Source organism: Pseudomonadota bacterium, assembly GCA_036339585.1.
GTDB lineage: Bacteria > Pseudomonadota > Alphaproteobacteria > UBA8366 > UBA8366 > UBA8366.
In genome coordinates, this window is sequence record JAYZAS010000004.1 from 370,389 (window position 1) to 393,428 (window position 23,040).

General features: G+C 44.7%; 27 protein-coding genes. 9 read left to right on the top strand and 18 right to left on the bottom strand.

What is annotated here, in order from left to right; translation table 11 throughout:
- Positions 1-9 precede the first annotated feature (9 nt).
- Positions 10-1,134: a hypothetical protein gene (locus VX941_04680; protein MEE2932702.1), complete on the bottom strand. Its 1,125-nt coding sequence runs from the start codon at positions 1,132-1,134 to the stop codon at positions 10-12.
- A gap of 310 nt (positions 1,135-1,444) precedes the next feature.
- On the opposite strand from VX941_04680, the gene VX941_04685 reads away from it, so the two are divergent.
- The gene (locus VX941_04685) at positions 1,445-2,266 is read left to right on the top strand and encodes an ion transporter (protein ID MEE2932703.1); all 822 of its coding nucleotides are present in this window, start codon (positions 1,445-1,447) and stop codon (positions 2,264-2,266) included.
- A 7-nt stretch (positions 2,267-2,273) separates the two neighbouring features.
- Here the strand turns inward: VX941_04685 and VX941_04690 are convergent, their stop codons facing one another.
- The 6 genes from VX941_04690 to hisB all read right to left on the bottom strand — a co-directional run bounded on the left by VX941_04690 (position 2,274) and on the right by hisB (position 6,080).
- The gene (locus tag VX941_04690; GenBank protein ID MEE2932704.1) at positions 2,274-2,630 is read right to left on the bottom strand and encodes a histidine triad nucleotide-binding protein; all 357 of its coding nucleotides are present in this window, start codon (positions 2,628-2,630) and stop codon (positions 2,274-2,276) included.
- A gap of 73 nt (positions 2,631-2,703) precedes the next feature.
- Positions 2,704-3,483 (bottom strand): imidazole glycerol phosphate synthase subunit HisF, encoded by a 780-nt coding sequence (gene hisF / locus VX941_04695; GenBank protein ID MEE2932705.1) that lies wholly within the window; start codon positions 3,481-3,483, stop codon positions 2,704-2,706.
- Positions 3,476-4,219, bottom strand: a complete 744-nt coding sequence (hisA, locus tag VX941_04700; GenBank protein MEE2932706.1) for a 1-(5-phosphoribosyl)-5-[(5-phosphoribosylamino)methylideneamino]imidazole-4-carboxamide isomerase — start codon at positions 4,217-4,219, stop codon at positions 3,476-3,478. Before hisA ends, hisF begins: the two co-directional genes overlap by 8 nt.
- Complete coding sequence (locus VX941_04705; GenBank protein ID MEE2932707.1) at positions 4,216-4,773, bottom strand: GNAT family N-acetyltransferase; 558 nt, start codon at positions 4,771-4,773, stop codon at positions 4,216-4,218. Before VX941_04705 ends, hisA begins: the two co-directional genes overlap by 4 nt.
- Positions 4,774-4,819: 46 nt before the next feature.
- On the bottom strand, positions 4,820-5,458 hold the full coding sequence (gene hisH / locus VX941_04710; GenBank protein MEE2932708.1) for an imidazole glycerol phosphate synthase subunit HisH: 639 nt from the start codon (positions 5,456-5,458) through the stop codon (positions 4,820-4,822).
- Between the two features lie 22 nt (positions 5,459-5,480).
- Positions 5,481-6,080: an imidazoleglycerol-phosphate dehydratase HisB gene (gene hisB, locus VX941_04715; protein MEE2932709.1), complete on the bottom strand. Its 600-nt coding sequence runs from the start codon at positions 6,078-6,080 to the stop codon at positions 5,481-5,483.
- A gap of 210 nt (positions 6,081-6,290) precedes the next feature.
- Here hisB and hslV point away from each other — a divergent pair, with 210 nt between their 5' ends.
- Positions 6,291-6,833 carry an ATP-dependent protease subunit HslV gene (gene hslV / locus VX941_04720; GenBank protein ID MEE2932710.1) on the top strand — a complete coding sequence of 181 codons (543 nt, stop codon included), beginning with the start codon at positions 6,291-6,293 and terminating at the stop codon, positions 6,831-6,833.
- Positions 6,830-8,140, top strand: coding sequence for an ATP-dependent protease ATPase subunit HslU (gene hslU / locus VX941_04725; GenBank protein ID MEE2932711.1), 1,311 nt, complete (start codon positions 6,830-6,832; stop codon positions 8,138-8,140). The genes hslV and hslU overlap by 4 nt, the downstream gene beginning before the upstream one ends.
- 79 nt (positions 8,141-8,219) lie before the next feature.
- Here the strand turns inward: hslU and VX941_04730 are convergent, their stop codons facing one another.
- The 4 genes from VX941_04730 to VX941_04745 all read right to left on the bottom strand — a co-directional run bounded on the left by VX941_04730 (position 8,220) and on the right by VX941_04745 (position 11,202).
- Positions 8,220-8,528 carry a helix-turn-helix transcriptional regulator gene (locus VX941_04730; GenBank protein MEE2932712.1) on the bottom strand — a complete coding sequence of 103 codons (309 nt, stop codon included), beginning with the start codon at positions 8,526-8,528 and terminating at the stop codon, positions 8,220-8,222.
- Between the two features lie 48 nt (positions 8,529-8,576).
- The gene (locus VX941_04735) at positions 8,577-9,152 is read right to left on the bottom strand and encodes a Smr/MutS family protein (GenBank protein ID MEE2932713.1); all 576 of its coding nucleotides are present in this window, start codon (positions 9,150-9,152) and stop codon (positions 8,577-8,579) included.
- Between the two features lie 210 nt (positions 9,153-9,362).
- The gene (locus VX941_04740; GenBank protein MEE2932714.1) at positions 9,363-10,460 is read right to left on the bottom strand and encodes an MltA domain-containing protein; all 1,098 of its coding nucleotides are present in this window, start codon (positions 10,458-10,460) and stop codon (positions 9,363-9,365) included.
- Positions 10,461-10,527: 67 nt separating this feature from the next.
- Positions 10,528-11,202 (bottom strand): Tim44/TimA family putative adaptor protein, encoded by a 675-nt coding sequence (locus VX941_04745; GenBank protein ID MEE2932715.1) that lies wholly within the window; start codon positions 11,200-11,202, stop codon positions 10,528-10,530.
- A 201-nt stretch (positions 11,203-11,403) separates the two neighbouring features.
- On the opposite strand from VX941_04745, the gene VX941_04750 reads away from it, so the two are divergent.
- Genes VX941_04750 through secB form a run of 3 tightly spaced genes read left to right on the top strand, consistent with a single transcriptional unit; the run spans position 11,404 to position 13,060 of the window.
- Complete coding sequence (locus tag VX941_04750; protein MEE2932716.1) at positions 11,404-11,928, top strand: FxsA family protein; 525 nt, start codon at positions 11,404-11,406, stop codon at positions 11,926-11,928.
- Between the two features lie 31 nt (positions 11,929-11,959).
- Complete coding sequence (locus tag VX941_04755) at positions 11,960-12,526, top strand: histidine phosphatase family protein (GenBank protein ID MEE2932717.1); 567 nt, start codon at positions 11,960-11,962, stop codon at positions 12,524-12,526.
- A 30-nt stretch (positions 12,527-12,556) separates the two neighbouring features.
- Positions 12,557-13,060: a protein-export chaperone SecB gene (gene secB, locus VX941_04760; protein ID MEE2932718.1), complete on the top strand. Its 504-nt coding sequence runs from the start codon at positions 12,557-12,559 to the stop codon at positions 13,058-13,060.
- Here the strand turns inward: secB and dnaQ are convergent.
- The 5 genes from dnaQ to VX941_04785 form a co-directional block, all read right to left on the bottom strand.
- The gene (gene dnaQ / locus VX941_04765; GenBank protein MEE2932719.1) at positions 13,057-13,728 is read right to left on the bottom strand and encodes a DNA polymerase III subunit epsilon; all 672 of its coding nucleotides are present in this window, start codon (positions 13,726-13,728) and stop codon (positions 13,057-13,059) included. The genes secB and dnaQ overlap by 4 nt on opposite strands.
- Positions 13,729-13,808: 80 nt before the next feature.
- Complete coding sequence (coaE, locus tag VX941_04770; GenBank protein ID MEE2932720.1) at positions 13,809-14,399, bottom strand: dephospho-CoA kinase; 591 nt, start codon at positions 14,397-14,399, stop codon at positions 13,809-13,811.
- 23 nt (positions 14,400-14,422) lie between these two features.
- Positions 14,423-15,259: a shikimate dehydrogenase gene (locus VX941_04775; GenBank protein ID MEE2932721.1), complete on the bottom strand. Its 837-nt coding sequence runs from the start codon at positions 15,257-15,259 to the stop codon at positions 14,423-14,425.
- Positions 15,256-15,861: a nucleoside triphosphate pyrophosphatase gene (locus VX941_04780; protein MEE2932722.1), complete on the bottom strand. Its 606-nt coding sequence runs from the start codon at positions 15,859-15,861 to the stop codon at positions 15,256-15,258. The genes VX941_04775 and VX941_04780 overlap by 4 nt, the downstream gene beginning before the upstream one ends.
- Before the next feature lie 8 nt (positions 15,862-15,869).
- Positions 15,870-16,682 (bottom strand): pyruvate, water dikinase regulatory protein, encoded by an 813-nt coding sequence (locus VX941_04785; protein ID MEE2932723.1) that lies wholly within the window; start codon positions 16,680-16,682, stop codon positions 15,870-15,872.
- A gap of 432 nt (positions 16,683-17,114) precedes the next feature.
- On the opposite strand from VX941_04785, the gene hemE reads away from it, so the two are divergent.
- Together hemE and rho are read left to right on the top strand one after the other, a co-directional pair.
- A complete protein-coding gene (gene hemE / locus VX941_04790; protein ID MEE2932724.1) occupies positions 17,115-18,173 on the top strand; it encodes a uroporphyrinogen decarboxylase in 1,059 nt (352 codons plus the stop codon).
- 274 nt (positions 18,174-18,447) lie between these two features.
- The gene (rho, locus tag VX941_04795; GenBank protein MEE2932725.1) at positions 18,448-19,704 is read left to right on the top strand and encodes a transcription termination factor Rho; all 1,257 of its coding nucleotides are present in this window, start codon (positions 18,448-18,450) and stop codon (positions 19,702-19,704) included.
- A gap of 80 nt (positions 19,705-19,784) precedes the next feature.
- Here rho and VX941_04800 read toward each other — a convergent pair whose 3' ends face one another.
- Positions 19,785-20,756: a quinone oxidoreductase gene (locus tag VX941_04800; GenBank protein ID MEE2932726.1), complete on the bottom strand. Its 972-nt coding sequence runs from the start codon at positions 20,754-20,756 to the stop codon at positions 19,785-19,787.
- A 12-nt stretch (positions 20,757-20,768) separates the two neighbouring features.
- Positions 20,769-21,470: a dienelactone hydrolase family protein gene (locus tag VX941_04805; GenBank protein MEE2932727.1), complete on the bottom strand. Its 702-nt coding sequence runs from the start codon at positions 21,468-21,470 to the stop codon at positions 20,769-20,771.
- Positions 21,471-21,559: 89 nt separating this feature from the next.
- Between VX941_04805 and mnmE the strand changes: the two genes are divergently transcribed.
- The gene (gene mnmE / locus VX941_04810) at positions 21,560-22,900 is read left to right on the top strand and encodes a tRNA uridine-5-carboxymethylaminomethyl(34) synthesis GTPase MnmE (protein ID MEE2932728.1); all 1,341 of its coding nucleotides are present in this window, start codon (positions 21,560-21,562) and stop codon (positions 22,898-22,900) included.
- The last annotated feature ends 140 nt before the right edge of the window (positions 22,901-23,040 follow it).

Below are 23,040 nucleotides of genomic sequence, written 5' to 3' on the forward strand. Positions count from 1 at the left end.
GGAAAATTATCATATAGAAAGATCAAAAACCGATGGAGTTGTTAGCGTCAGCGCGCCTCCCTGGTTATTGAAAGCGAGGGTATTTTGCACGGCCGACTGAAAAAGAAGGTCTTGGCGTTGCTCCACAAACGCCGCTCGGTGTTTCTCAGCCATTGCTTTAGCCTCCACACCAGCAGCAAAATCAAAACGCTCCCTAATCTTTCCTTCAACGAGCGTTTGCGCTGAACGAATTTTTGCTAACTCACCCTCTAAGAAACCAATGTTAAACCGAAGGGTAGCTGATGCGGCATCCACATCGGATAGAGCGGTTTCAAGACTGCTGTCATCTTCAAAATTATTGTAAAGAAAAGAGAAAAGTATTCCGAGCCCCTTCCGTACAAGCGTGCCTTGCAGATATGGTGTTCCTTCATTATTATGCGTGAGTGAAATTTCCCCGGTATTGGTGTTATAATTCACGGTATCGTCGTGATATACGACCTTTCCATCCTCTGCAGCTGGATTGGGAAATTTTGTCAAAATAGATCCATATATATCAGGGTAAAAATTATCACCACTTTCATCTGTAATGAAGAAATCACTCTGAGAAAATATACCCTCCAAAGTCTTGCTTACGGGGCTGTCTGGTTTGATCTGGTAAATTATTTGATCGGGATCAAAATCATCACGAATAGATGTGCCAACAATATTTGTGCCCAAAAAGCCAGCCCCTTTAATACGAATATTCAGGTCTCCTAGAAATCGATCAAACCGATCACCAAACACCCGCCTTTCATCGATGGAAACCGATGCATCGCTTGCTGTAACTACTTGACGACGCATATCAGAAATATTTTTTTTAATTTCAATTAATCTGTCGAGGGCTTTTTCGATAGTCTTCACCGCACGATTTAGCTTATTTGTTATTCTACCAAGGTTTTGCGCCTCTCTTTTTGCAGTACGAGCCTTAGCTTCAATACTCCGCGCATCCAAGTCTAACGCCTTATCACGAGCTACCGCTGCCGAGGCTCTTGCTGCCGATTGCAGGCCGCGGGCTGCAGCTGCATCGGGCAGTATAGCAAATAAACCAGTAGCTGCCGTTGGAAGACTTCCGACTAAACTGTTTGATCCAATATTGCTACCGCCAAATATACTCATAACCAAAATTTCCGGTTAATCGTGAACATTCATAACCAGGCAAATATTGCCTACTAACCCTTTGTATTATATACTAATTTGTACTGTTTTCAACAGTTCGATTGTAGCGGGGTTTAACCCCAGTTATGACGCTGCAGACAAAAAAACGAGGCATGATTTTCAGTTTGCCATTCCGTAACTTCCTCCCCGCGACTATATGTTCTCTAGATGATTAACCCCGAAACCGCATATCGTTCTCTACGAACACTCTGCTAGGTGATTTAAAATGGCAAACTTGGGTCGAAAAATAAAAAGTCCGCGCAAAAGTGAGATGGTGCACGCTTCTAAAGTGAAAAGGAGATCACAACACCGGGAACAAACCGCTGAAAAAAGCCTAAAGGCCTTTATTGAGTCTGCAAAAACACAGAATTTCATTCTCGGGGTTATTATAGTGAATGCGATAGTGCTAGGACTCGAGACTTCTGACAACGCGGTCAAGCACGCTGGTGGCCTACTGGCAGTACTAGACAAAATCGCTATCGGAATTTTTATTTCGGAAATCGCTATCAAGTTAGTAGTCTATCGCGTCGGTTTTTTTAAAGACGGCTGGAATCTTTTTGATTTTTTTATTGTCTCAGCAGCCCTTCTTCCAGCTGGCGACGGTACTTCAGTGCTTCGAGCTCTTAGAATTATGAGGGCTTTCCGCCTCATGTCAGCTGTACCATCAATGCGGTTAGTGATCCAGGCCATGTTGAACGCCATTCCAGGCATGGCTTCGGTGGTTGCTCTATTAGCACTTGTCTTCTACGTGGGTGCTGTAATGGCGACGGTTCTATTCGGAGAACAATTTCACGATTGGTTTGGGTCCATAGGCGCATCCCTATATTCATTATTTCAAATAATGACGTTAGAGTCCTGGTCAATGGGCATAGTGCGACCAGTTATGGAAGTATTCCCTTATGCTTGGATGTTTTTTGTGCCGTTTATCCTTTGTACATCCTTTGCAGTTCTGAACCTTTTTATTGCAATAATTGTAAATGCCATGGATGACGTGCAAAAAACCGAAAACAATGGTGCGAATTCAACTGAAGATATTGCCTTAGAATTGAAAAAACTTCGGAATGAAATGATGCGCCTAAAAAAAAGAATGTGACATACAGCTAAATGACCATCCGTCCCAAATCTCGTCCTCCAAGCACATGCACGTGATAATGAGGAACCTCTTGACGTCCGTTACGATTAGTATTTGAAATCAGCCTATACCCGTTACCATGAATTTCCGTCAGCGATACCACTTCACCAACTAGTCTTTGGAATGCAACCAGTTCCTGATCAGCAGCATTCTGTAAAAATTGGCTGGCCGATTCGTATGGTCGCTTAGGAATCACTAAAATATGTACCGGGGCCTGCGGCGCTATGTCATGGAACGCAAGAGCATAATCATTCTCTAAAACTTTTTCACATGGTAGTTCTCCACGAAGGATTTTCGCGAAGATATTATTGTCGTCATATGACATAGTAAGGCCCTCTTAAATTGGTCTATCAGCGCAGTAGCGGTCTATTTTTTGATTTTAATATCTTATGAAATAATTAAAAACTTGGTCCTTTGTGAGGCACACGAACCAAAATGCCAGCTTTTGATAAATGTTTTTTGGCGTCACCAATTGTGAATTCGCCAAAATGGAAAATAGATGCCGCTAGAACAGCGGATGCGTGACCCATCCGAATACCATCTACCATGTGGTCAAGAGAGCCAACACCACCACTAGCGATAACAGGAATATTTACACTATCTGCAACCTTACGCGTCAGGTGAATATCAAAACCCTCGCGAGTGCCATCTTTATCCATTGAGGTTAATAGTATTTCACCCGCTCCGCGCGTAGCCATATTCTTGGCCCACTGAACAGCATCGATTCCGGTAGGAGTTCGACCCCCGTGCGTAAATATTTCCCACGTACCTTCTTCGGTCTGTTTTGCGTCTATCGCCACCACTATGCATTGTGCGCCGAAGCATTCGGCCGCTTCACTCACAAGAGACGGGTTATTTACGGCTGCCGTGTTTATTGAAACCTTGTCTGCTCCGGCAAGTAATAATTTTCTTATGTCCTGAGTATTGCGAATGCCTCCTCCAACCGTAAGCGGCATAAAGCATTGCTCCGATGTACCGCTAACAACATCATAAATTGTGTCTCTATTCTCGTGGGATGCTGTTATGTCTAGGAAGCATAGTTCATCAGCCCCGGCTTTATCATAAACTTTTGCTTGCTCTATAGGATCTCCTGCATCAACTAAACTTACGAAGTTGACGCCTTTGACAACGCGACCAGCGCACACGTCAAGACAAGGAATAATACGCACTTTAAGCAAGCTTTGCTCCATCTGCTTCCTGTGAGACAATTTCCAAGGCGGTCTCTAACACGATTTTCTTGTCATACAAGGCGCGCCCTACAATTACCCCTGAAATTGGAGGAGATGCACAAATACGTCTTATATCTTCAATGCCCGATATACCGCCACTTGCTATTATTGGGGTTGCAACACATTTGGCAAGTTTCATGGTCGAATCAATATTGGGTCCTTTGAGAAGGCCATCCCTACTAATATCTGTATATATAATCGCCGCAGCACCGGCCTCTTCAAAGTCCTTCGCCAGCTCTTCTGAAGTGATATTAGAAACCTCTGCCCAACCCTCTACCGCAGCTCTCCCTTCAATGGCGTCGATGCCCAACACAATCCTGCTGGACCACCTCGAACACGCTCTCCTAACTAAACTGGGGTTTTTCACAGTCACGGTGCCTAAAATAACACGCGAAACACCTCTATTAAGCCAGAACTCAATCGTTTCTTCGTCACGAATCCCACCGCCTAGCTGAACTGGAATATCGACCGCATCGACAATTGCGGTCACAGCATCCGTGTTAACAGATCTCCCAGCAAATGCTCCATTTAGGTCAACGATATGGATCCATTCTGCGCCGGCATGTGCAAATGTGCGCGCCTGCTCTGCTGGACTTTCATTAAAAATAGTTGCGCGCTTCATGTCGCCTTGTTCCAAGCGAACACACTTGCCATCTTTTAGATCTATGGCCGGGTAAATAATCATTGGGCCTCCGTTTTCCGCAAATCCTTAAAGTAATGATATCCGGCGATCCAGTTGCCATCGACCTTTGCATAGCGGGGGTGCTTTCCCCATCGGACAAAACCCCGGCTTTCGTAGAATGCTATAGCAGCGGTTTGAGTCTCTCGAACATCGAGATTAAGCACTAGAAAACCCTCATCAACTGCTGCATCTTCGACCGCCACGGCCAAGTTGCGAGCCAAACCATATCCTCTTGCCCAAGGAGCAACAAAATTCGTCGTAAGTTTGGCGGCTTCTGACTGTGCTTCATTATTACGAGTAGGCCGCACAAACTGGGTTGCGCCAGCTACGACACCGTCCATGCGCCCAATAAAAAGCGAACGCTCTGGTACCTGTATTACCCCGCGCCAAAATTTTTCTAGCCCACTGCGAGCCGGCGTAGCTAACCACCCAAAGCCGCCACCCTCTAGAATGGATTGTTCTGTTGCCTCACACAAGTCCTGCAAGTCGAATTCATTAATTTCGGTTACTTGCTCAACCAACATTTTGGGAGCGAGATCGCCCCTTTTAAAATTCATTGGCTGCTTAATAGGGTTTTTATATTTTCCAACCATTTCAGGACTTTTAGGGGTACCATCGCATAAAATTATTTATAACAGTGAGGCCTGCTCCCTGACTTTTTTCCGGATGAAATTGTGTACCGATCAAATTGTCCCTTCCTACCGCCGCCGTGACTGATTCGCCATACTTAACAGTTGCTAGCAAATCAGTATCGTTTTCTGGTTCAAAATGGTAACTGTGAACAAAATAAACATCTGCCTCGGGCTCTAGATCGTCGAAGACCGGATGATCAACTGCCGTTTCCAAACCGTTCCAACCCATATGGGGTATCTTGAGTGATTTATCTAAAACACTGATCGGCCGCACGACGCCAGGAATCCAATTGAGGCCCTTGTTTTGACAATGCTCTAGCCCAGTGGTGGACATTAGCTGCATTCCTACACAAATCCCTAAAAATGGCTGGCCCCTCGCAAGAACAGCAAATTCAAGGGCTTCGATTAGGCCATCGATAGCCGACAATCCTTCTTTACACTGACCATATGAGCCGACTCCCGGCAAAACCACTCGGTCTGCAGATGCCACCTCATCAGGCTTATCAGTCACTCGCACGCATGCCCCTTTCTTTTTGATCGTTTGGCATTCGAACGCTTTTGCAACAGAATGTAAATTACCCGATCCGTAGTCAACAATTGCAACGGTCATAAGCTATCCTAACACAAACAACTCATAGTGAGCCGCCCAGCACACCTTTTGTTGAGGGAATTGAATTCGCCTGACGTGGGTCAACGCTTATTGCCTGCTTGAGCGCACGCGCAAGCCCTTTATAACAAGACTCAACGATGTGGTGATTATTATCTCCATAGAAATTCTCGATATGTAAAGTAATTCCTGCTGATTGCGAAAATGCTTGAAACCACTCATTAAATAATTCGGTGTCCATATCACCAAGCTTCGGCCGTGATAGGTTAACTCGCCACACCAAAAACGGCCTATTTGAACAATCAAGCGCTACACGTGTTAGCGTCTCATCCATGGGTATTAAACTGCTACCATAGCGATTTATTCCTCTGCGGTCACCAAGCGCTTTTGCTACCGCCTCACCAATTGCGTATCCCGTATCCTCAGTAGTATGGTGGAAATCGATATGCAGGTCGCCGTGTGCCTTGAGAGAAACATCAATCAAACTGTGCCGCGCAAGTTGCTCTAGCATATGATCAAGAAATCCTATTCCAGTGGATACGTTGTACTCACCATTGCCATCGAGGTTAATTTCAACACAAATTTCTGTTTCTTTGGTTTTACGTTCAACGGTGGCTATGCGCATAAGTTTTTCCTCAACCGTAAAATGGGTTAATTGTTGTACAACTATGTAAAGACAAAATGGCGGTCTTTCTAGAAATAACGCTGCAAAGAGAATAAAAGAAATTTAAGATTGAGATTGGTTCGCATAAATCTTCTCTTGATCCTGAGGCACAAATTACCACATGGTAGGATGATATGACGATATCGCAGTCTTTAAAGGTAGAGTAGAGCTATGCCAGATCAGTCCATTTTGCATGGGACAACAATACTTGCAATACGCCGAAAAAACGAGATTGTTATGGCAGGTGACGGACAAGTGAGTTTTGGCCAGACTATCATAAAAGCCAATGCCCGCAAAGTGCGCCGCTTAGGCGATGGCAATGTTATTGCTGGGTTTGCAGGCGCTACTGCTGATGCTTTTACGCTTTTTGAACGGCTGGAAGGAAAGCTTGAGCAGTATCCGAGTCAACTTACGCGGGCATGCGTTGAGCTTGCTAAGGATTGGCGTACAGACCGGTATCTGCGGCGGTTAGAGGCCATGATGGCGGTTGCAGATAAGTCCGTTTCATTAACGCTTACGGGAAATGGTGACGTTTTAGAGCCTGAAGATGGACTGATAGGTATTGGATCGGGCGGACCATTTGCGCTGGCGGCTGCTCGCGGCCTTGTACACTCAAGCGAACTTGGGGCTGAAGATATCGCCAAGCAAGCATTACAAATTGCTGCGGGCATATGCGTCTACACAAACGAAAACATACTAATTGAGAAATTATGACAGCACTTACACCCCGCGAGACCGTCTCCGAACTCGACCGTTACATCATAGGCCAAAATGAGGCCAAGCGTGCTGTAGCTGTGGCATTGAGAAATCGTTGGAGGCGACAAAATGTCCCAGATGAAATGCGCGACGAAGTCTTGCCAAAAAACATCCTGATGATAGGCCCAACAGGCGTGGGTAAAACAGAGATTGCGCGCCGTCTCGCAAAATTAGCGGATGCGCCATTTTTAAAGGTTGAGGCTACAAAGTTTACCGAGGTCGGATACGTTGGTAGGGACGTGGAGCAAATCGTGCGTGATTTAGTAGACAATGCAATTCACATGACACGAGAAATTCATCGCAAGGAAGTTGTTGCAAAAGCAGAGTTGATGGCAGAAGAACGGGTCCTTGACGCTCTTGTTGGCGAGAATGCAAGTGCAAACACTCGCAGTTCTTTCAGACAAAAACTACGAAATGGTGAGCTCGACGATCGAGAAATTGAGCTCGAGCTCATAGATAGCGGCGGAGGCGGTATGCCCACCTTCGATATACCTGGTATGCCTGGCGCACAGATGGGCATGATTAACCTTAATGACATAATGGGCAAAGCTTTTGGAGAACGTACACGCAAGCAGACCATGACTGTGGCGGATTCCTTTAGTGTGCTTGTTACAGAAGAAGGAGACAAACTAGTCGACGAAGACAAAGTTGTGCGCGCTGCCTTGGAAAATGTTGCTCAAAATGGGATTGTTTTCATTGATGAGATTGATAAAGTATGCGCGCGCGCGGAGCGTAATGGAGCCGATGTAAGCCGTGAAGGAGTGCAGCGTGACCTTCTCCCCTTAATTGAAGGAACGACTGTGTCCACAAAACATGGGCCAATAAATACCGATCATATCCTCTTCATTGCTTCTGGTGCATTTCACCTAGCAAAACCATCTGATTTATTGCCGGAGCTTCAGGGGAGACTTCCAATCCGAGTTGAACTGAAGGCTCTTACTCGAAGTGATTTCGAACGCATCTTACAGGAACCTGAGAATAGCCTCATTCGCCAGTATGAAGCATTGCTTAAAACCGAGAAAGTGACACTTGTTTTTCAAGATGAAGCCATAACAGAATTAGCCAAATTGGCTGCCGAAATTAATGAGAACGTCGAAAATATTGGCGCTCGGCGTCTTCATACCGTTATGGAGAAACTTCTAGAAGAAATTAGTTTCTCTGCCACGGACAGGCCTAATGAAGAGATACAGATCGATTGCGACTACGTGCGAAGCAGGGTGGAGAACTTAGCGAAAGACGCCGACCTATCTAAATTCATCCTTTGATTTCTTCAATATTATCTTTTCTCGGGCTTATGATCTGATTTTTGAGCTAAGGTAGCTTATGAGAAATCTTATTTTATCTTCAGACAGTGTGTATGCCTTTGGCCAATAAATTAGCTAATAAGGTGGCATCTGATGATAAATCCCTAGTGTCAACAACCACACGCGGCCTTGAAATCGCGGCTAACTTCTGATTTTTTTCAGCATCATCCCAAATAATATTAAAATATGAACAAATTTGATTGACCATTGGGACACTTGGCTTACCTCGTTTTCCATGCTCTAGGTCAGACAAATACGATGGCGAAACCTGTAATGCCTCTGCCATGTGAGAGAGTGTGACCCCTCTTTCGGAACGCATTTTTCTAATTTCCCGGCCAAATGGTGTCATCGACAATAACGGTTTTTTTGTAAGGATCTGTTGCAGAAATTTGAGTTTTTACAAACGTTTGCGCCTCAATAGAATATACAGAGCGCCAGTACCGCCAAGGCGCGGTAATGCGTAATCAAACCCTAACACATGCTTACGCAAAGAGGGCTCATTTAACCAGCGAGGAACCGCTTCCTTCAGCACGCCCGTTCCGCCATCACGGCTTCCTTTGCCTGTGATCACTACCACACACCTCTTTCCTGCGGCTTGTTTATCCAATAAAAACCTTTTCAACGCTCTATATGCCGTAGCTTGGCTCATACCGTGCATATCGAGACGTCCCTCAACTTCCAACTTGCCGCGCTTCAAACGCTCTCCTGTGCGTTTATCTAGGCCTACGAGCGTGCCATGCGAGAGTGGAACCAGTGGTCCTTTAACTTTAACAAAATCACTTCTAGGGGAATGACAACTTGTCTTGCTGCCCGTTTGTAAATTACTGTCACATTCTGTTCCAGCAGCAAATGCTGTAGCAGAATTTTTCTTCAAGGGGGTTACATCAGAGACAGCTTGGCGCCAAAGACCAATACCTTCATCACAGCTTGATGTCGTTGCTGTGGCTCTAATCTGTTGCTTCTTTTTTTCCATCTTTTTCTGGGAATACTGATTCCCTTCCCCCGAGTTGTTTTTCAGCTACAAACAATCAATCCCGGTTTTGGAGGTGAATACTAGAGTAATTAACTCAGAATATATTTTTAAGAAAAGTTCTACAACCAGTTCAACGTAACACTTTTTAATTTCTTTACTTCAGAAATAATTTGCTAATCACACAATCGCGTAGGGAGCGTTCCAGCCGTATCATCGTGGAAGCAAAACAAAATAACGTCCGGCACTCTTCATGGTACCTGCAAGCTTGAGCGCTTTTCTACCGAAGCCCCAAAAATAATCGCCACGCACAGGGCCCTTAATTGCGGCGCCTGTATCTTGCGCTACCAATAATTTCCTAAGTGGGCGCGATTTATCAGTCGGCCAATGAGTAACGATCCATACGGGGGCACCAATTGGAATATAGCGCTTATCAACCGCCATACTTCTTCCAGCCGTCAATGGAACACCCTGTGCACCAATTGGCCCTCTGCTACCCGTAATACGAAAAAATATAAACCGTGCATTTTCAGACAACAATGCCCGAGCCTGATCTCGGTTTTTTTCAATCCAGCGCCGAATATGTGGCCAGGAAGCTTGATTGCGTCCAAGTTGACCGCGTTCTATCAGTACCTGTCCAATAGAACGATAATCATATCCATTGTGCGCAGCAAAACCGATTCTCATGACCGATCCATCGCGCAACCGCACCCGTCCAGACCCCTGCACATGTAGAATATAAAGATCGATCAAGTCGTCGGCCCAAGCTATTTGTTTAGCTTTGCCTTTCAGCGCACCTGCAGCAATATCCTCCCGTGTGTGGTATGGAATGAGCTGATTTTCTTTTGCCATTCCCACCAGCTTTTTGCCCGCTAGTTTTGAGTCAAAACGAGCAAGATCAACGGTAATATGATCATTTGGAACACCGTAGATAGGCGTCTGAGAGGGGTTCTCACGGCGCAAACTGCCTGTAAGCTCAGCCTCAAAGTATCCAGTGAAAAGCCCTTCCGGCCCATGTGGACCAAAAACTAAATAGGGTTGGAACCATTTTTCAAAATAATCTTGCGCCTGATCGTCGTTGACATCACCGGCAGGTAATGACGAACAAACTCTCCGCCAAGAATCGAGTTTTAGACCTAATCTATTGGACGGACTACCACTGTTTCCGGCCAGAAACTTTTGGCAGGATCCGCGAAATACGCCTAAAGCCTCTGAATGGTTATCATCGCCCCAGCCTGGAAGGCTTTTGAAATTCACTGGGTCTAATTTAAAAGGTTTTTTCTTCTCCAGCGCAGGGGAGCAACTAATCACACCAAGCGCCACTAATAAAATGAGCATTCTTAAAGGGTGTGAATACAAAGTCGTGAACCGAGATTTTCTAATTTGAGCTTCGTGTCTCTACTAACAACCAGTTCGGATCTTTCCCGCGAATATCTCGTGCAAAGGTCCAAATATCAGTCACTTGATTAACTGCTTCTGGATCTCCATCAATAACAACACCAGATTGGTCACGACGAACACTAACTTGTTTACTTACAAATTTGACTGTTACCTGCGCGGTAGAATGAAGCAGACAAGCCTCAATCACCTCCACAGAGTCGATCCCCACAAGCGTCGTTTCTTGTGTCTCACCTGCTCGCTTCCGGTGGGTAATAGCATGGTCAAAGTTTGCAAAAACGGCCTCACTCAGAAGCGATTTAAGCGTACCGGTATCACCGAGCGCAAATGCCGTGATTATCATTTCAAAGGCATTACGGGCACCTGTTTGGAATTCAGCCACATCAAATTGCCTATCTGCAATCTTTATTTTTTCTAAACCGGACTCGAGAGGTGTTGACATACCTACGTTATCAACCCGAGCGTCTAGTCCGCTTGCTGCTCCAGAGTTTTCAGGATTTTCCTCTCGGTCTGTAATGTCAGCACTACGAGCAATGCCGAACGGATCACGTGATCCTTCTTGACCTGTGCGCTTGCCAAGCACACTGATCAAGCGAAATACGAGAAATGCAGCTATAGCTGCAAAGATGATTACATCAACGTAGTCGCCGCCCATTATATAAGGCCTTTCTTTTGTTCAAGGCTCAAATCAGCCTAAACACTGAGCCCAGTAATTTTTATCCAAAACCAAATAGTGTATATCTTGCGCAAAGTTATTAGGGACCTTAGGTTAAGGTGGTTGTCGACGCAACCGTTGCTATGGCTTGGACACTATTCCCATAACCTTACATACGGTCAGCAGAGCCAAAGGACAAGTATGAGGCTTCTGATTCTTTTTATTTTTGTTGGAGTTCCGATTGCTGAAATAGCGATTTTCATTGAGGCAGGGCATTTTTTCGGGATTTGGACGACAATTGCTTTAATTTTAATTACAGCAATCATTGGCTCAGCAATGCTAAGGCATCAAGGGCTTCGAGCGCTCAGGAATACGCAGGAGGCATTACATAGGAATGAATTGCCCGTAAAGGAAGTCCTGACCGGCCTCTGTTTGTTATTTGCCAGCGTACTTTTATTAACACCAGGGTTCTTGACTGATTGCATAGGGTTTTTTTTACTGATCCCAAGATTTCGTTTATTTCTTGGCAACACAATATTCGCTCAAATAAAGAGCCAAAGTTACTCGCGGGTATGGCCATCAAATGAAAAAACGCGCCACAACAGCGATACCGACGAACGAAATGCGACTGTGATTGATGGGGAATTTCACGAAATTGATAATCCGGCTTTAAATAATCAGGATCAAGAGGTTCCCAAAAATAATAAAACCTCTGATTTGTCTTAAACACTAACCAGTTTGTCTATGTGTGCATCTTATGTATCTATTGCGGCACGGCCAATCAGAATTTAATGTGATCTACGGTAAAACCCGCAAGGATCCCGGAATTCGAGACCCAAAGTTGACCCCTCTAGGCAAAAATCAAGCCCTTCATGCCGCAATATCTCTGGAACGATTAGGCCTAAAAGAAATCTTGTCGAGCCCGTACCGACGTGCTTTAGAAACAGCAACAATCGTTGCCCGTCATTTAGACCTTAACATCACAGCAACGCCACTAATAGGGGAACACGCGGTTTTTAACTGTGACATAGGATCACCCAAAAGTACGCTTTGCGTCGACTTCCCCCACGTAAACTTTTTAGATCCCGTTACAGAAAATTGGTGGCCAGATCTAGAAGAAGACACACTTTCACTAAACCGAAGATGCAAAGAGTTTCGTCGTCTCGCGAGTAATTATGATGTAAATACAGTTGTTGTTAGTCACTGGGGTTTCATTCGTTGTCTAACTAATATCCGGGCAAAAAATTGCGGAATCCTTCATTTTAATACCACCAGTCAGCACCCGGGTGGTGCTACGGTTGTATCTAACTGCGATCCGTGTTAGCCACCGCCAAGTAAATTTAAGGACTTACACATGGCTGACCGCGACGAAACACCAATTACAAATGAAGAGATAGACGACATTACGATAGAAGACGCCCCACTCGACATCACCCATCAATATATAAAAGATCTGTCTTTTGAAAATCCACAGTCTCCACGTTTTATAGTAGAAGCAGATGCAACACCAGAGATTGCGCTGCATATAAATGCAAAATCCAAACCGCTTGGCGATCGACGCTTTGAGGTCATACTTCTCCTTGAAGCCAGCGCCCGTCATGATGAAGAGGTTGTATTTCTAGTTGAGTTACAGTACGGCGGACACGTTGTGATTGGCGACGTAGACGACGAACACATTCAGCCGCTTTTATTAATAGAGGCACCTCGTTTATTGTTCCCATTTGCACGGCAAATTCTATCTGATACCGTTCGGAGCGGTGGTTTCCCTCCCTTGCTGCTAAATCCAGTTGATTTCATGGATATTTATGCCCAAGGCACTGCTGTAGCCACCGAAGACGAACAAGAAAAATCTGACTAACGGCGCCATATAGCTTTTGGGATGTTGTCAATCAGGCTCGTGTGAGCTGCAAGCTCAGTATCGCTAGCGCTATGGGGACGTGCGGCAAGACGCTTTAGCTTCGTGACGTTTGCTTTTTTCGATTTCTCCACCCTCGCCTTGAGGGTGAGGGCTTGTTGCCTGCCGCCAACAAGCTCCAAATAAACTTCAGCTAATATCTGTGAGTCTAGTAGCGCCCCGTGTTGTGTTCTAGCAGTATTATTGACTCCAAAGCGCCTACACAAAGCATCTAAACTAGCGGGCGCGCCGGGAAACCGTTCTCTCGCAATTTTTAATGTATCTATAGCTCGTACTACTGCGACCTCCGGCAGGTTAATTCTTTTCAGTTCTGCATTTATAAAGGCCATGTCAAATTCTGCATTATGTATCACCAATGGCCGATCATCAATAAACTCAAGAAATTTTTGCGCGATTTCACGAAATATAGGCTTTTGAGACAAAAAAGCTTCGGAAAGTCCATGTACCTTAAAAGCCTCTTCTGGCATATCACGTTCAGGGTTGATATGCTGATGGTAGGTTCTTCCCGTAGGCACGTGATTTTCGAGTTCTACGCACCCGATTTCCACAATTCTATCTTTCCCAGTAGCATCAAGACCGGTAGTTTCGGTATCCAACACTATTTCGAACATTGCCATGCGTTTTGAGCTCCTTGAGGTTATACTTGTTTAAACACTTGCGTTTCTCCAATTTATGATCCGATTGGGATACCCTACCAAAACCGCAAGCTATAAAAGTATTTTTTTAACTTGTTCATTGTAAAGCGACGGCCCAGGTGGCTAGGAATAACGATATCTCCGAGCTTACGTTTTTCATTATCCGGCATTTGTCTGGATTTGACGCATTGAAATTTTTCAAAAGTCATGCCGGAACGAGATAATACCCGTCTAGCTTGTACCGAAGATGGAGCTGAAATTACAATAGTCTGGTAGCACTCCTGATATGTATTAGTCTCAAAAAGCAGTGGCACATCTATGACTACCAACGATACTCGCCGTGCTCTGTATCGCCTAAAAAAACGGTGGCGATCATGTTTTACTGCTGGGTGAAGAATGCGTTCTAAGTCCGCTATAGCGTCATCGTCATTGAAAACAAGCTGTCCAAGTACCTGTCTGTTAATAAATCCACCTTGATAAGCCTCCGGAAAACGTTGCCTGATGGCCTTTAGAGCTGGACCATCAGATTTTAAAACCTTGTGAACCGCTTGATCGGAGTCGTGCACTGGGATACCAAAACCTTTTATCATACGGCTTGCTGTAGATTTCCCCATACCAATTGAACCTGTGAGGCCAATAATACGCATTAATTTACTTTTCCAACTGTCTTTTACCTAAGAACGTATGTTCGCTGGTCGCTCGTTACATCAGGACTAACTCCATACCAAAGGCGAAAACCAACTTTGGCTTGGTATAAAAGCATGTCTAGGCCGTCAACTACTTCATTGCCTCTGTTTTTTGAGGCCTTAAGCAGTTCCGTAAGTAAAGGTACGTAGACAATATCGTTCACAGTCGCTGATTGTGGTAGCATAGATAGATTTATATCGAGCGGCTCACACCCTGCCATACCCAAGTTAGTTGAATTTACAAGCAAACCAGCGCCTTCCAGCGCTTCATGCCTATATTTCCAACTTTCAGCTACCGCGTTTTTTATTTTGGTGTCGACAATTAGAGCCTCTGCATGTTCCCGGGTACGATTGATAATCCGAATCTGATCCACCCCTGCGTCGGATAAAGCAACTGCAACGGCACGCGCGGCACCTCCAGCCCCCAATATTACAGCAGGACCTTGCGAAGCAGTCCAAGAGGATTTATTATATAAGTTCTCGATAAAGCCGTATGCGTCACTATTAGTCCCTGAAAGTAAACCGTCTTTACAAATTGTCACCGTATTTACAGCACCTATTCTTTTGGCTGTATCATCAATTCTATCGCACAGCGCCATTGCTTCCATTTTATGCGGTATCGTAAGATTTACGCCCCTAAATCCCATTGCGGCAGCACCCTTAAGTGCTTGGGATAATCTATTCGGTGATACAGATAGCGCATGATAAACTCCATCTATATTGTATTTTTTAAGCCAAAAGCCGTGGACTTTTGGAGATTTCGAGTGATTTATTGGCCACCCTATAACTCCCGCGATTTTCGTTTTATGACTCGGTATCATTTTTTAATAAAACCTATTTGGCGCAAATATTGGAGGAGGGGAAGCAGAGGCAACCCAAGAATTGAAAAATAATCGCCTTTAACGTTATCAAAAAGCTGTGCGCCTATTCCTTCTAGTTTATACGCGCCAACAGATTCACAAACTGAAGTCCCCAAAACACTTAGATATTCATCGATAAATGCATCACTATAATTACGCATCTGCATCTCTAGTTTCTCAGATTTGTGCCATACACATTCGGATGCGTTGTAAATCACTGTCCCCGTATATAGAAAGTGAGTTTTGCCTCGGAAATCTAATAAATGTTGCCTCGCTTGTTCCAAGTTCACAGGCTTATCGTAGGCTATTCCATTACACTCAAGTATTTGGTCAGCAGCTACAATATGAAATTCCGGGTACTTACTGCTAACTATACTGGCCTTGGCTTCAGCAAGTTTCATAGAAATCATTTCTGTTGGAGTATTTCGACGCTTAAGGTTTAATTTTATTTTATCTTCATCACAAAACGATGGTATGCACTGAAAATTCACGCCAGCCTGTTTGAGAATCGAAGCTCTGGATTTGCTTGCAGACGCCAAAATAAGTGGAGTGTCACTTTTCACATTCAAGTTTAATTTTCCATTAGCTGCATGACAGCTGCCGCTGTCTCTTCAATCGACCTTCGAGCAACATCAATTACTGGCCAATTATATTCCGCAAAAATTCTTCGCGCATCGGCCACCTCCCGTCTTACTATCTCAAGTCTGACATAATCTGTCTCGTCTTGCTGTGACAGTGAACGCAATCGATTACGGCGTAACTGTATTAGACGTTCTGGAGAATTTGTTAAACCCACGATAAGTGGCGCATCCGCAGACCTCAGTTCAAACAGCTCTTTAGGAAGGGCCACCTCTGGAACATATGGAACATTTGCTGCTTTTATACCTCTGTTAGCTAAGTACATGCAGGTTGGTGTTTTGGAGGTCCGAGATACCCCGACGAGTATTAAGTCTGCATGCTTTAGATTCCAAACAGATTGCCCGTCATCATTTGCTATGGCGTAGGTCATTGCATCGATACGCTCGAAATATTGTGCATTCAGTGCATGTTGCAATCCCGACTCACCCCGACTTTCTATTCCGAAGTAGTTAGCCAAGGTTGCCATCGTGGGATCCAAGACAGGTATGCACGACACCCGGAGGGATCTGCAACCATCTTGGAGCCTGATCCGTAGCGCGTTATTAACTATTGTAAACATCACTACACCCGGGTTCTTTGAGATACCGTCAAGGACTTTGTCTATCTGCCCCGTGGTGCGCACTAACGACCAGTGATGTTCTACTGGTTCAACCGCGCCGAATTGTGCAAGGCACGCGCGAGCAACACTATGGATAGTTTCCCCCGTAGCGTCTGATACCAAGTGAAGATCGTACCGTTCGGCCATGTTCATTCCGGTCTTTTAGGGTCTTGTATTAATCAATGACAAATGTGGATGAACAAGTGTTTATCCACAACCACATTAATAAATTCCATTTTTATGTGGTAAAATCCACAGGTGTAGACAATGTTTTCCATTCTGGAAAACATTGTTGCACCAAATGTATAAAAATGAAACTAGCTGCCATATTAAGTTTTATTCCCGTTAATCACTGTCCCTTTTTTGATGGAGTAAAGAGCGATTTCTTATGAAATCTAGGGATTCGCGAACACCTCTTCTGTTTATATCCACAGCGAGTAAAGCTAATGCACACTTACATATGGATATAATATGCATAATTTTAATCCACGTTATACACTGTAAAACAACAACAACATCCTATTGAATTAAGATTTAATTTGTTTTTTGATGCAAGAGAATGAGGAGATTTGCACGAACATGAGTTTGGTCTTGCAAAATCTATCAGGAAAACAAACATCGTCTGTTCCCATATGGTTGATGCGACAAGCGGGACGGTATTTACCTGAGTATAGAAAAATTAGGCGTAGTGCGGGGTCATTTCTCGATTTGTGTTATAGTCCCAAGCTTGCAGCCGAAATCACTTTGCAACCGGTGCGGCGTTTTGGATTTGACGCTGCTATTTTGTTTTCCGATATTTTAGTCATTCCGGATGCGCTGGGGCAACATGTCTCATTCGAAGAAGGCTTAGGACCAATTCTTGAACCGCTTACCCCACAGGAACCCATTCTGCCAAATGCGATGGATAAACTAAAAAACTCCGCTCATAATAAATTGGGCGCAGTTTACGAGACAATTGAACGCGTTGCCGCTTCAAAAAAAAATGACTGTGCTCTGATTGGTTTTGCTGGGGGACCGTGGACTGTTGCAACTTATATGGTGGAAGGAAGATCGAGCCGTGACTTTCAAAAGATTAGGCATTGGGCGACTTCTTATCCAACGAGTTTTAAGGCGCTCGTTGACATTCTTACCGACGCCACCATAATCCACTTGGAAGCACAGATAAATGCGGGCGTTGAAGTTTTACAAATTTTCGAGTCTCATGCAGGAATTCTAGACTGCTTTAACTTTAACCAATGGGTGATAAAGCCAACCCGGAGAATTGTTGAAAAAATTAAGCGTAAAAATCCACACATACCTATCATTGGATTTCCCCGGGGGGCTGCTGCTCAAATTCCTTATTATATATCAGAAACAAAAGTTGATGCCGTCAGCTTAGATCAATCGGTACCGCTTAATTGGGCAACTACAGCAATATCTAAAACCTATCCTGTACAAGGAAACTTAGACCCGATCTATTTGTTGGGGGATTTAGAATCACTCGATGTCCACGTCAATAGAGTCTTATCCGCTTTTTCTAATAGGCCCTTCGTTTTCAATTTGGGTCATGGAGTAAACAAGGAAACGGATCCTAAATCAGTGGAGCGACTAGTCGAGATTGTTCGGAGCTATGAAAAGCGTTCACATAAAAAAATGTAGCTCTAGTGTCTCTAGCTTGATGATCGATATATTTTTTTAAGTTTCTAGAAAATTTAACCGGAAATTTTCCATATTTCTGGTTTTTCGCTTGTTCCGGCTCGTAGTTCAGTTATATTGCACATACATAATAATGTTCCACTTGGCTCCAACGTTGGTTTCCTGCCAAATCGCTTAGAGAGCCGATAAGTAAAATTCCCATATTTACCGTTAAATTAAATTAGAAGCTGCTGGTAAACCCTTTATAAAAATCGAGTTAACAATGAAATTGGAAGAAATTAGCCTCCATGATTTGAAACAAAAAACTCCTGGCGATCTTCTCGCCTTTGCAGAGCAACTAGAGGTCGAAAACGCAAGCAATCTGAGAAAACAAGATATGATGTTTGGGATTTTGAAACAGTTAGCGGCTGATTCGGTTCCCATAGTGGGGGATGGCGTCTTAGAAGTGTTACAAGACGGTTTTGGGTTTCTCAGATCTCCCCAGTCGAATTACCTGCCGGGACCGGATGATATTTACGTAAGCCCGAGTCAAGTAAAACGATTTGGACTGAGGACAGGCGATTCCGTAGAGGGTCAAATCCGCGCGCCAAAAGATGGGGAACGTTATTTCGCATTACTCAAAGTTGGAAAAGTCAACTTTGACGACCCCGAGGCTGTGCGCCATAGAATAAATTTTGATAACCTTACACCTCTTTATCCAGAGGAAAAGTTAAATCTTGAAATTGAAAATGACGAGTCAAAGGATTTCACTTGCCGAGTGATCGAACTCGTTGCTCCCATAGGGAAAGGTCAGCGCGGCCTGATCGTGGCGCAGCCGCGTACGGGTAAAACAGTTATCATGCAGAATATTGCGCATGCGATTACAAGCAATCATCCCGAAGTCTACGTCATCGTTTTGCTTATAGACGAGCGGCCAGAAGAAGTTACTGATATGGCTCGTTCAGTCAACGGCGAGGTTGTTAGCAGCACCTTTGACGAACCTGCTGCCCGTCATGTGCAAGTTGCAGAGATGGTTATTCAAAAAGCTAAGCGGTTGGTAGAGCATAAAAGGGATGTAGTAATATTGTTAGATTCCATCACCAGGCTTGCAAGAGCATATAACACGGTGGTTCCGAGCTCAGGTAAGGTCTTAACTGGTGGTGTAGATGCGAATGCCTTGCAGAGGCCCAAGCGCTTTTTCGGTGCAGCGCGAAACGTTGAGGAGGGCGGGTCTATGACAATTATCTCAACTGCTTTGATAGACACAGGCAGTCGCATGGATGAGGTGATTTTTGAGGAATTCAAAGGAACGGGTAATTCCGAGATAGTACTTGATCGTAAGCTGTCTGATAAACGGGTATTCCCATCAATCGACATCCAAAAGTCAGGAACACGGAAAGAGGAACTACTGGTTGAAAAGGGTACACTATCTAAAATGTGGGTTCTAAGAAGAATACTGCTACCCATGGGAGTCACCGATGCCATGGAGTTTCTCCTAGAGAAATTAAAACATTCGAAGAATAACTCCGATTTCTTTGATTCTATGAATCAATAGTGGAAAAGAATGCATTAAGTCTAATGAGAGCGTGATTTCAAGGATTTTAGTATTCTCTACATATGTAGCAGCTCTTTGAGCTAGGGAATAAGAATTGTAGAGCCCATAGTGTTTCTTGATTCAAGAGCGCGGTGAGCATCAGCAGCCTCTTTGAGAGCAAAAGTTTGCTTAATCTCAACTTCTAGTCCGTTATCCACATGTTCGAAAAGCCAACCGGCCAGTTCTTTCACCAGATCGGGTGTTCCAATATGGCTCATTAGTGTCGGTCGTGTAAAAAACAAAGAGCCTTTTTGTGAAAGCAGGCCTGGTTCGAAAGGCGGGACAGGACCCGATGCATTACCAAATGATACAAATGTTCCGAATGTAGCTAAGCAGTCTATACTTTCATCAAAGGTTGATGCGCCTACAGAATCATAGACCACAGGCACGCCAAGCCCATCGGTTATATCCATGACAGCAGTTTTGAAGCTCTCTTCTGTATATACGATTGGGTAATCACAACCGTACTTACGGGCAAGTTCAGCTTTCTTTTTGTTGCCCACGGTGCCCACCACGATAGCACCAAGTTGTTTAAGAATCTGGCACGCAATTAACCCCACTCCACCGGCGATAGCATGGAATAGAACAATATCGCCCTTTTTTACAGGATGCGTGCGATGCAATAGATAAGAAGCTGTAAACCCTTTAAGCATTATAGCCGCTGCAGTTTCGTCAGAAACATCGTCAGGTATTTTTACCACCGCATTAGCATTGATAACCCGTCTGTTTGTGTAGGCACCTAGACCGCCGCCTGCGTAGGCAACTCTATCCCCAATAGAGAATTCTGTTACAGCATCGCCAATCTTACTCACCGATCCGGCAGCTTCCATGCCGATTGTTGTAGGCAAATTAACCGGATATAGACCGGAACGATGGTAAACGTCTATAAAATTCAAGCCGATTGCAGTTTGGTCTATTAAAACTTGCCTAGGGCCGGGCAATTCCTCCGGCACGTCAACCGCATGCATAACTTCAGGACTCCCGGTCTCGAGAATTTGTATAGCATAAGGCATCCATATAATCCTTTATTTGAGATGCTCAGAGAAACATTCCATGGTACGCCGATCTGCCATCTCCGAGGCTGCTTCATCAAAATTTATACCACCGTGACGCGCGAATGCGTGATCTACTATTGGATAGTTGTAGATATCAATGTTATCTTTTGTAGCTAATTGCTTATTGATATCGAATTGTGCCTCTTTTGACACAAAGCTATCTTCTTCCGCAATGTGCAAAATTGTTGGCCCAACAATTTTATCCGCATCCTGCAGGTGATCTTCGATCCCAACCCCATAGTAACTGACATTGCAGTCTGCATCGCTTTCTATTGCCATTTTGTACGCTAGGAAGCCCCCAAGGCAAAAACCAACAGTGCCAACTTTACCATTACAACCATCGATTTCCCGCAAGTGTTTAAGTGAAGTTAATAAATCGGTGATGCCTTTGTCTACGTCAAAACCTTTGTATAGCTCAAAGGCTTTTGCCCATTCAGCATCAGATTGATCTGTAAGTTGTATCCCCGGCTCTTGCCGCCAAAAAAGGTCCGGACATAGCGCAAAGTATCCCATGACGGCCATTCGATCACAATGAGCACGCATATCTTTGTTAATGCCAAAAATTTCTTGGATAACTAAGATACCGCCGTTGCCTTTAGAATCGTTGTTTGACGGCACTGCTAGATAAGCTGTGAATTGCCCATCAGGGCAATTAATGGTTATATCGGGCATCTATTTCACCTAGAATGTTTATAAAAAACGAGAGTCAAAACAAGCATAGTTGCGATTAACGGTATTGTCACCCATGTAGTGCAGCAGGTATGATTGAAACAATTTTTGCATTAGCGAGCGCGCCCGGACGGGCTGGTGTGGCTGTATATCGAATTTCGGGCCCGAAAGCTGAGCAGACGCTTCAAGTTCTATCACGATCTCCTACGCCAGCCCCGAGATCTGTGGTCCGCGCTACGATCTATGATCCCGATAAAGGTGATCAGATTGACGATGGCATTGCCATTTGGTTTCCCGCACCCAAAAGTTTCACTGGTGAGGACGTAGTGGAACTACATCTGCATGGCGGCGCAGCAATTCGCAAACGTATGCTTGAATTATTCAGCTCTCAGCCGTTTTTGCGCCTCTCCGAGCCTGGCGAGTTTACGCGCCGCGCTGTGCTTTCGGGGAAAATAGACCTTACCGCTGCAGAGGGCATGATTGACTTGATTGATGCTGAAACAGAGGCCCAAAGGCGGCAAGCATTGCGGCAATCTCATGGTGCCCTTGGGAAAGTTTACGAAGGTTGGCGCAAGATCGTGCTTTCTTCTTTGGCGCACGCGGAGGCGTTTATCGATTTTCCAGATGAAAATCTATCTATTAAGGAAGAGGCTATATGGGGCCCTATTGCAGAGTTGGTCGGAGAGATCTCAGAACATCTAAATGACGATGGAAGGGGCGAGAGATTGCGGGAAGGAATACGCATTTCGATTCTGGGACCACCGAACGCCGGCAAATCAAGCCTCTTAAATTGGTTGGTAAACCGCGATGCTGCGATTGTGTCTGAGTGCGCAGGAACTACGCGAGATGTAATTGAAGTACATATCGATCTGGCCGGGTATCCAGTCGTATTTGCAGACACAGCGGGTATACGGGCAACGGCTTCGGGAATTGAGTCTGTTGGCATCGCGAAGTCTTTTGATCGAGCCCTGACATCTGATCTCAAAATAATCATGATTGCGGCTGACGAAACAGAAATGTTCCTAGAGGTCGAGCAATTGATAGATAAAGATACAATCGTCGTGATCAACAAAACAGATCTTGGAGCGACAAATGCCATCGACATAAGGGAAAGGTGCTCATCAACCGGAGCGGTTATTTTTGAAATTTCTATTGCGGAAAAGGTTGGTCTCAGGGGCCTCTTAGATGGTATTGTAGCCGCGGTTGATAAAAGAATTAATATAGGCAACTCGCCCGCCATCAGTCGTGCGCGTCATCGAGAAGCGCTGCACGAATGTATCGAGGCATTGAAAAGGTCCCAAGATGGAGCGTTGTTGGAGTTAAGAGTTGAAGATCTCAGAGTAGCCATGCGTGCTCTGGGAAGGATTACGGGGTCTGTCGATATTGAGGAAATTCTAGATTCTGTCTTCCACGACTTTTGCATAGGGAAATGAACGGTACTATAACAGCAACGAAAAATCTCAAGCGGGCCACCCGAAACATCGTGCCTGTTTCACGTGAAACAAGTAGGATAAAAAAACCATTGGGCGGAAGTGGGACCCCAGCACAGTCTGGTTTTATTAATGTTATTCGT

Coding starts and splice junctions, on each gene's coding strand:
- hslV (MEE2932710.1), top strand. CDS start 6,291: ATGCCAGATCAGTCCATTTTGCATGGGACAACAATACTTGCAATACGC.
- VX941_04745 (MEE2932715.1), bottom strand. CDS start 11,202: ATGGGCGGCGACTACGTTGATGTAATCATCTTTGCAGCTATAGCTGCA.
- secB (MEE2932718.1), top strand. CDS start 12,557: ATGGCTGACCGCGACGAAACACCAATTACAAATGAAGAGATAGACGAC.
- VX941_04800 (MEE2932726.1), bottom strand. CDS start 20,756: ATGCCTTATGCTATACAAATTCTCGAGACCGGGAGTCCTGAAGTTATG.
- hisA (MEE2932706.1), bottom strand. CDS start 4,219: ATGATTATTTACCCGGCCATAGATCTAAAAGATGGCAAGTGTGTTCGC.
- VX941_04785 (MEE2932723.1), bottom strand. CDS start 16,682: ATGGCCGAACGGTACGATCTTCACTTGGTATCAGACGCTACGGGGGAA.
- mnmE (MEE2932728.1), top strand. CDS start 21,560: ATGATTGAAACAATTTTTGCATTAGCGAGCGCGCCCGGACGGGCTGGT.
- VX941_04690 (MEE2932704.1), bottom strand. CDS start 2,630: ATGTCATATGACGACAATAATATCTTCGCGAAAATCCTTCGTGGAGAA.
- VX941_04685 (MEE2932703.1), top strand. CDS start 1,445: ATGGTGCACGCTTCTAAAGTGAAAAGGAGATCACAACACCGGGAACAA.
- VX941_04805 (MEE2932727.1), bottom strand. CDS start 21,470: ATGCCCGATATAACCATTAATTGCCCTGATGGGCAATTCACAGCTTAT.
- hisH (MEE2932708.1), bottom strand. CDS start 5,458: ATGACCGTTGCAATTGTTGACTACGGATCGGGTAATTTACATTCTGTT.
- dnaQ (MEE2932719.1), bottom strand. CDS start 13,728: ATGTTCGAAATAGTGTTGGATACCGAAACTACCGGTCTTGATGCTACT.
- VX941_04705 (MEE2932707.1), bottom strand. CDS start 4,773: ATGAATTTTAAAAGGGGCGATCTCGCTCCCAAAATGTTGGTTGAGCAA.
- VX941_04755 (MEE2932717.1), top strand. CDS start 11,960: ATGTATCTATTGCGGCACGGCCAATCAGAATTTAATGTGATCTACGGT.
- VX941_04730 (MEE2932712.1), bottom strand. CDS start 8,528: ATGACACCATTTGGCCGGGAAATTAGAAAAATGCGTTCCGAAAGAGGG.
- hslU (MEE2932711.1), top strand. CDS start 6,830: ATGACAGCACTTACACCCCGCGAGACCGTCTCCGAACTCGACCGTTAC.
- VX941_04680 (MEE2932702.1), bottom strand. CDS start 1,134: ATGAGTATATTTGGCGGTAGCAATATTGGATCAAACAGTTTAGTCGGA.
- hisB (MEE2932709.1), bottom strand. CDS start 6,080: ATGCGCATAGCCACCGTTGAACGTAAAACCAAAGAAACAGAAATTTGT.
- hemE (MEE2932724.1), top strand. CDS start 17,115: ATGAGTTTGGTCTTGCAAAATCTATCAGGAAAACAAACATCGTCTGTT.
- coaE (MEE2932720.1), bottom strand. CDS start 14,399: ATGCGTATTATTGGCCTCACAGGTTCAATTGGTATGGGGAAATCTACA.
- VX941_04735 (MEE2932713.1), bottom strand. CDS start 9,152: ATGGAAAAAAAGAAGCAACAGATTAGAGCCACAGCAACGACATCAAGC.
- VX941_04750 (MEE2932716.1), top strand. CDS start 11,404: ATGAGGCTTCTGATTCTTTTTATTTTTGTTGGAGTTCCGATTGCTGAA.
- VX941_04775 (MEE2932721.1), bottom strand. CDS start 15,259: ATGATACCGAGTCATAAAACGAAAATCGCGGGAGTTATAGGGTGGCCA.